Origin of the sequence: uncultured Bacteroides sp. (assembly GCF_949298305.1) — a bacterium.
Lineage (GTDB): Bacteria > Bacteroidota > Bacteroidia > Bacteroidales > Bacteroidaceae > Bacteroides.
Genome location: NZ_CASFWU010000126.1, coordinates 1 through 6320, shown reverse-complemented (window position 1 = coordinate 6320; position 6320 = coordinate 1). Strand labels below are relative to the sequence as shown.

Here is a 6320-nt window from a genome sequence, read left to right as displayed (position 1 = left end):
GCCGATAGCTCAAGTGTATGGTCGGTATCCTTTTCACAAAGGCATTGGCTTAACTCCTTAACTTCTTAACTCCTTAACTACAATCGATTAATAAACTTGCGAAACTTAAGTTTACTTATATTGTTATTTTTCTCCTTTATTTCCAATCAATCAGTAGATACACCCACTTCCTCCCCTCTCCTTGGGAGAGGGGTTGGGGGTGAGGCCTTGGTTGCCCTCAATCTCACCGTAAACTTACTCCCTTTCCCCAGCTCGCTCTCCGCCTCCACCGTCCCGCCGTGCTTCTCCACCATCGTCTTCACGTAGAAGAGGCCGAGACCGTAGCCTTTCACCTCGTGACGGTTGCCGGTAGGTACGCGGTAGAACTTGTCGAACACGTGGGGCAGGCGGTCGCGGGCGATGCCGATGCCGTGGTCGCTGACACTGATTTCTGTATGGACTTGTCCGTCGGTTGCTGCCTGACGGCAACAGCGGACGGTGATGTCGGCCTTGTCGCGCGAGTACTTCACGGCGTTGTCCAGCAGGTTGCTGACGATGTTGGTCAGGTGAATGCGGTCGGCAGTAACGGTCAAGTCAGCGGGGTCGATATCGAGGACGATATGGACAGGCTTGTCGGCCTTCAGCTTGTGCTCTTCGACAAGGGCCGGCAAGAGGTCATTCAGGCGCACGTCTTCCAGGTGGAGGCGGAAGGTCTTGCGTCGCTCCATCGACATGGAAAGTATCTGCTCTACCAGTCCGCCGAGACGGCCGAGTTGTTCCTGACAGATGCGCAGGTAGCGTTCGCGCTTGCCGGGGTCATCGGCCTGATGGAAGTTGAGCAGGGCGTCGGTGGCGGCGTAGGCCACGGCAATGGGGGTCTTCAGTTCGTGGGTGATGTTGTTGGTGAAGTCGCTCTTCATCTCCTCCAGCGTCTTCTGCCGCAGGATGGTACGGATGAGGTACCAGAAGGAGAACCCCAGGATGAGCAGGATGACCAGCGAGGTCGTGAGTATGCCTGCCATCTGCCGTAGCACGATGCCCCCTAAGGGTTCGGTGGTGAGACGGTAGACATCGTGCTCCGAAGAAGAGAATACGTACTGGTAGCTGACGGCATCGGGGCCGGGGATGTAGCCGGGTGTGCCGCCCGTGGCCAGGGTGTCGGTGTAGAGCCAGCGGTCTTGGGCATCGTAGCCCGAGTAGAGGTATTGCAGGCGGTAGCGGATGGGGATGTCCATTTCCCTGAGGCGGGCGTTAAGCAAGCTGTCGTAAGTGGTGAATGAAGGTTCGATGAAAATGTCCAAACCCGAGTGCATGCCCCGTTGCAGATAGATGGCCATATCGGTGATGCTGTTCTGGTCGCGGAGTATCATGTCAAGTCCCTCCTGACTGTGAAGCATGGCATCGGACGAGGTGGTGTCTGCCGGAGCAGACTGGTAGAGGGTATCCACCCGTGTGTGAGTAGTCGTGTCGCCAGGGGATGTATGGAAAGTCGTATTGGTTTGGACGATTTTCTCTCCTTCGTCGCCGTAACCCGTTGACACGGTGATTTCACCGTGTTCTTTGTTGCGGACCTGCATCAGCTGGATACGTACCAGCATCTCGTTGTAGTCGCTGATGCGCATGGCCTCCGTGATGTTGCGCTCCAGGTCGGCGCGCATGGTGCGGTAGAGCCCTGTCAGCCAGTAGGCCTGATAGGCAAAGATACCCGCCAACGAGAGGATGACGAGCAGAGCAATGTATTTCGAGGGTAGTTTCATGGGGATAAAGATACAGAGTTAATCCTTATCCCCTGATATTCGGTAAGACTAAATAACACTTCTGCGAATGTGGGGCTACAGTCCCTCCACCCATTCGCGCACCGTCTTTTCGTTGGCCCTGTTCAGAAGCTTTCCGTCTTTCCAGTTCAGGTCGGGATATTCCTTCTTCAACGTAGCGGCACTGTGACTTATCGAACTGCCGCCCGAAGTGGCAAAGGGAATTACTGTCTTGCCCTTCAGGTTATGACTTTCAATAAAAGTGTTGATGATTCTCGGTGCAAGGTCCCACCAGATGGGATAACCGATGAATATCACATCGTAATTCCCGACATTGGCTTGAGGTGTCCGAAGTGCAGGGCGTGCCTTCGGGTCGTTCATCTCGACCGAACTGCGCGAGTGGGCATCGTGCCAGTCAAGGTCTTTCTCGGTATAAGGCTGTGCGGGACGGATTTCATACAGGTCGGCACCGGTTGCAGCAGCTATCAGGCGGGCAGCCCGGGCTGTGTTGCCGGTAGCCGAAAAGTAGGTTACGAAGGTTTTAAGATTGTCTGACGGTTTCATGTTTTGTTCTCGGTTTTGGGCTTGCAGAGCAAGAGCAACGCCTGCCACTGCCAGCCAGGTGAATAATCGTTTATACATAATCGGATATGGGATGTTAGGATGTCGGGATAATGGATTTAATAAACCGGGCAGGCACTCCGCCCACCACAGCGTCGGAAGGTACATCTTTCGTCACCACGGCACCGGCCGCCACGACGGCATTGTCGCCAATGGTCACTCCGGAGAGGATGGTGGCATTGGAGCCAACCCAAACATTACGACCCAAGACAATGGGAGCAGGCAGGGTGACGTGCCGCCTCTCGGGAGCCAGTTCATGATTGAGCGTAGCAAACACCACGTTGTGCCCTATCTGACAACCATCGCCCAGCGTCACTCCGCCGTGGTCCTGAAAGTGACAACATGCATTGATGAAGACATTTTCGCCTACTGTAATGTTCTTGCCGAAGTCCGTATAAAAGGGCGGGAACACACGGAGCGAATCGGGAACGTTGTAACCGAACAGCAGGGACAACAGGCGGCGTACTTCTTCAGGATTCTTATATGAAGTGTTTAGTTGGAAAGTGATGCGCCTTGCCTCGTTGCTCATGTCATCCATGAATCCTTTGATTTCTTCAGTATCCAAGGGGCGGCGTGTCTTTACAAATTCTTTAAAACTTTCGATAGTCATAATTCTGTCCATAGTTTGATATTCAATGCAAAGATAACGCGTCAGCAGGCAAACAGGACAACCCCGATACCGGATTTTTGTACCCATCTTACAGATTGTGTTTGAGGAGAAACATCAAAAAGCCTATCTTTGCCGTCAAATCACAAAACAAAGAAGCATTATGAAACATATCATTGATGTAGACACTTGGATGCGTCGCGACAACTATCGTTTTTTTGAGACTTTTGTCAGTTCGTGGTATGCCGTGGCTACCGAAATCGACTGTACCGAAGCCCGCGAGGCGGCCAAACACCGGGGACAGTCTTTCTTCCTCTATTACCTTTATGCCGTGGTACGTGCTGCCAACGAAGTGGACGAGTTGCGTTACCGCATTGACAAGCAGAAGCAGGTTGTCTTTCACGATCGTGTGGACATCATTACACCGATTGCCGTGCCCGGCCGTACGTTCTTCACCCTGCGCATTCCCTATCACGAAAGTTTTGCAGACTTTTATGCCGAAGCCCATCAACTGATTACCCATATTCCGCCCGACGGCGACCCCTATGGCGCCGAGAAGACACTGATGGCTCAGGGCGACTACGATGTGGTGCATCTGAGTGCCGTGCCCGGCATGTATTTCACATCCATCACTTATACGTTGGCCGAAGCGGGCAATGCCTGCAACTATCCTTTGATGACTGCCGGCAAGGCCGTCACCCGCGAAGGCCGGTTGGTGATGCCGCTGTCCATTTATGTGAACCATGCTTTTGTCGATGGCTTTCACCTTTCGCTGTTCTTCCAGAAGATAGAGCAGTATCTGAAGGAAATCGGCGCCTTGTAGAAACTGCATCAAAGTGGATGGATGGCACACCGATGACACAGAGTTTACAGATGACCACAGAAAAGAGGTATCCGACACATGCTTCACCGTCTTCCCTGCTATCCGGTAACACTCGATAAGACTTCGTAAGCCTGCGGTAACGCGGGCTTTTTTCGTTTCTGCCTACCTTTGTGGCGGCTAAGGAAAGAAGGAAGGCGACAGGGGTTCCCGCAGCTGCCCGTTGGTTTCGCCTGAGGAAGCGTTGGGTTTCAAGCCTTGAAACCGATGGTTTCAACGTAGGAAACTGATAGTTTCAAGCCTCGAAACTGATGGTTTCAAGCCATGAAACTCTTTTGAAACTACTGCTTTCAGATTTCTCCCTTGCCTGGAAACATTTTATAAGATATAACGTGACACGAAAAATGATGAAACGAAGCACATTGCTGGCGGCAAGTTGCCTCCTGCTGGCTCTGCCGCTCTCCGCCCAGGAGAATCTGGAAAAAGAAAACACGCGTACGCTGTCGGCCGACAGCCTCCTGACGGGCGATGCCCGCATGGACAGCCTCTACCGCAACTTGCCCGAGGTGATGGTGGTGGGTGAACGCCCCGTGGTCAAGGCCTCGGCGGGCAAGCTGGAGTACGACCTGCCGCGGATGATTGAAGGCCGCCCCGTGGATAACGTCTACGAAGCTCTGAAAGAACTGCCCGGCGTGATGGAGCAGGACGGTGCGCTGACGCTGGGCATGCAGGCGGTCACCGTCGTGCTGGATGGCAAGGTGACCAACATGAGCGGTGCGCAGCTGTACGCCTTGCTGAAATCGTTGCCTGCCGACCGCATCGAACGCGTCGAAGTGATGTACAACGCGCCTGCCCGCTATCAGGTACGCGGAGCAATGATCAATGTCCGCCTGCGCCACCGCATCGGCGACCCCGGCGTGGTGCAGGGCGAAGTCTATGGAAAGTACAATCAGGAACACGAAGCCTCGTTCGAGGAGCGTGCCTCCATCTTATATAATGGTCAAAGGTTCTCGACAGACTTTCTTTACTCTCACACACATGGCGAGAGCTTCAACACCACCGACAAGGAAGCCCGCCACTGGCAGCAGGCCGACGGTTCGACGCATCTCATCGACAACTACGAGGAGATGCGCGCCCGCAGCCACACCCACAGCTTCCGCCTGGGCACGGACTACACGCTGACCGAGAACCACTCGCTGAGTTTCGTCTACAACGGAGCGTATGCAACGAGCCACACCCGACAGCACTCTACGGGCACGCAGACGGCCGAAAGCCTGAGCGAACAGACCTCGTGGCTGCACAACGGTCGCCTGGACTATCAGGCCCCCATCGGACTGAAAGCGGGCGTGGAGTTCACGTGGTACAACGCCCCCGGCAACCAGCTGCTGCATAGCCGCATGGGCGATGATGCCCTCGACTTCTATACCGAAGACGGGCAGCGTATCAATGCCTGGAAGTTCTTCCTCGCACAGGAGCATCAGCTGAAGGACGGTTGGGGGCTGAACTACGGGGCGGTTTATACTACGACGGTGGACAACTCGTACCAGACGTATGAAGAGTTGACGAGGGGACAAATTGACGAGTTGACAAGGGGACAAATTGACGAAAGGATAAGCTCCTTGTGGTCTGATGCCTCGTCAACTCGTCAACTGAAATCCACTCGTCCACTGAACGACGTCCGCTCACGCCGCCGCGAACAGACGCTCAACCTCTATGCCGGCTTCAGCAAGTCGTTCGGACAGAAACTGATGACGGACTTCTCACTGGCTGCGGAACGCTACCAGACACCCGTGTGGGACGAGTGGGACGTCTATCCCGTCCTCAACCTGACCTACCTGCCCGCCGACGGCCACATCCTCCAGCTCAACTTCAGCAGCGACAAGAGCTATCCCGGCTATTGGGCCGTGCAGGATGTCGTCTCCTACCTGGGCGGCGGATACAGCGAGATACACGGCAACCCGTTGCTGAAGCCCGAGATTGACTATTCTACCTCGCTGACCTACATCCTGAAGTCGAAGTACGTCTTCCGCGCCTGGTTCAACCACACCAAGAACCGTGCCGTACAGACGCTCTACCAGTCGCCCGACGAGCTGCTGGAGCTGTACAAATACCTGAACTTCGACTTCGAGCAGCAGGCCGGCCTCCAGGCCTCCGTCCCCTTCAAGGCCGGGCGTTGGCTCGACTCGCGCCTCACCCTCATCGGTCTGTGGATGCGGCAGAAAGACAGCGACTTCTACGACCTGCCCTTCGACCGCCACCGTCTGCTTGGCATCGCCGTGCTGAACAACACCTTCACCCTGAGCCGCAAGCCCGACATCCGGCTGACCATCGACGGACGTCTGCAAGGCCGCGCCATCCAGGGCATCTACGACATTCCCCCGTGCGGCGACCTGTCGGCCACGCTACGCTACACCTTCCTCGGCGGCAATGCCGTGCTCACCGCCTGGTGCCGCGACATCCTCCAGACCTCCATGCCCTGTCCGCAGATACGCTACGAGCATCAGTGGGTGACGAACGAGTATTCCAGCTTCCGCAGCGT

The 6320-nt window shown here is 55.3% G+C and carries 5 protein-coding genes; 2 read left to right on the top strand and 3 right to left on the bottom strand.

All coding sequences use genetic code 11. The features are described 5' to 3' along the window. Positions 1 to 146: 146 nt before the first annotated feature. From Q1Y74_RS13075 to Q1Y74_RS13065, 3 genes are all read right to left on the bottom strand, one after another. Positions 147 to 1736 (bottom strand): HAMP domain-containing sensor histidine kinase, encoded by a 1590-nt coding sequence (locus Q1Y74_RS13075; protein WP_300814741.1) that lies wholly within the window; start codon positions 1734 to 1736, stop codon positions 147 to 149. 75 nt (positions 1737 to 1811) lie between these two features. Beyond that, positions 1812 to 2375: a flavodoxin gene (locus tag Q1Y74_RS13070; RefSeq protein ID WP_300814740.1), complete on the bottom strand. Its 564-nt coding sequence runs from the start codon at positions 2373 to 2375 to the stop codon at positions 1812 to 1814. Between the two features lie 16 nt (positions 2376 to 2391). Further along, on the bottom strand, positions 2392 to 2964 hold the full coding sequence (locus Q1Y74_RS13065; RefSeq protein ID WP_300814742.1) for a DapH/DapD/GlmU-related protein: 573 nt from the start codon (positions 2962 to 2964) through the stop codon (positions 2392 to 2394). Positions 2965 to 3124: 160 nt separating this feature from the next. On the opposite strand from Q1Y74_RS13065, the gene Q1Y74_RS13060 reads away from it, so the two are divergent. After that, positions 3125 to 3784, top strand: a complete 660-nt coding sequence (locus tag Q1Y74_RS13060) for a CatA-like O-acetyltransferase (RefSeq protein WP_300814739.1) — start codon at positions 3125 to 3127, stop codon at positions 3782 to 3784. Positions 3785 to 4188: 404 nt separating this feature from the next. Beyond that, positions 4189 to 6320 (top strand): outer membrane beta-barrel protein (locus tag Q1Y74_RS13055; protein WP_300814738.1); only part of this gene is annotated, 2132 nt, incomplete at its 3' end.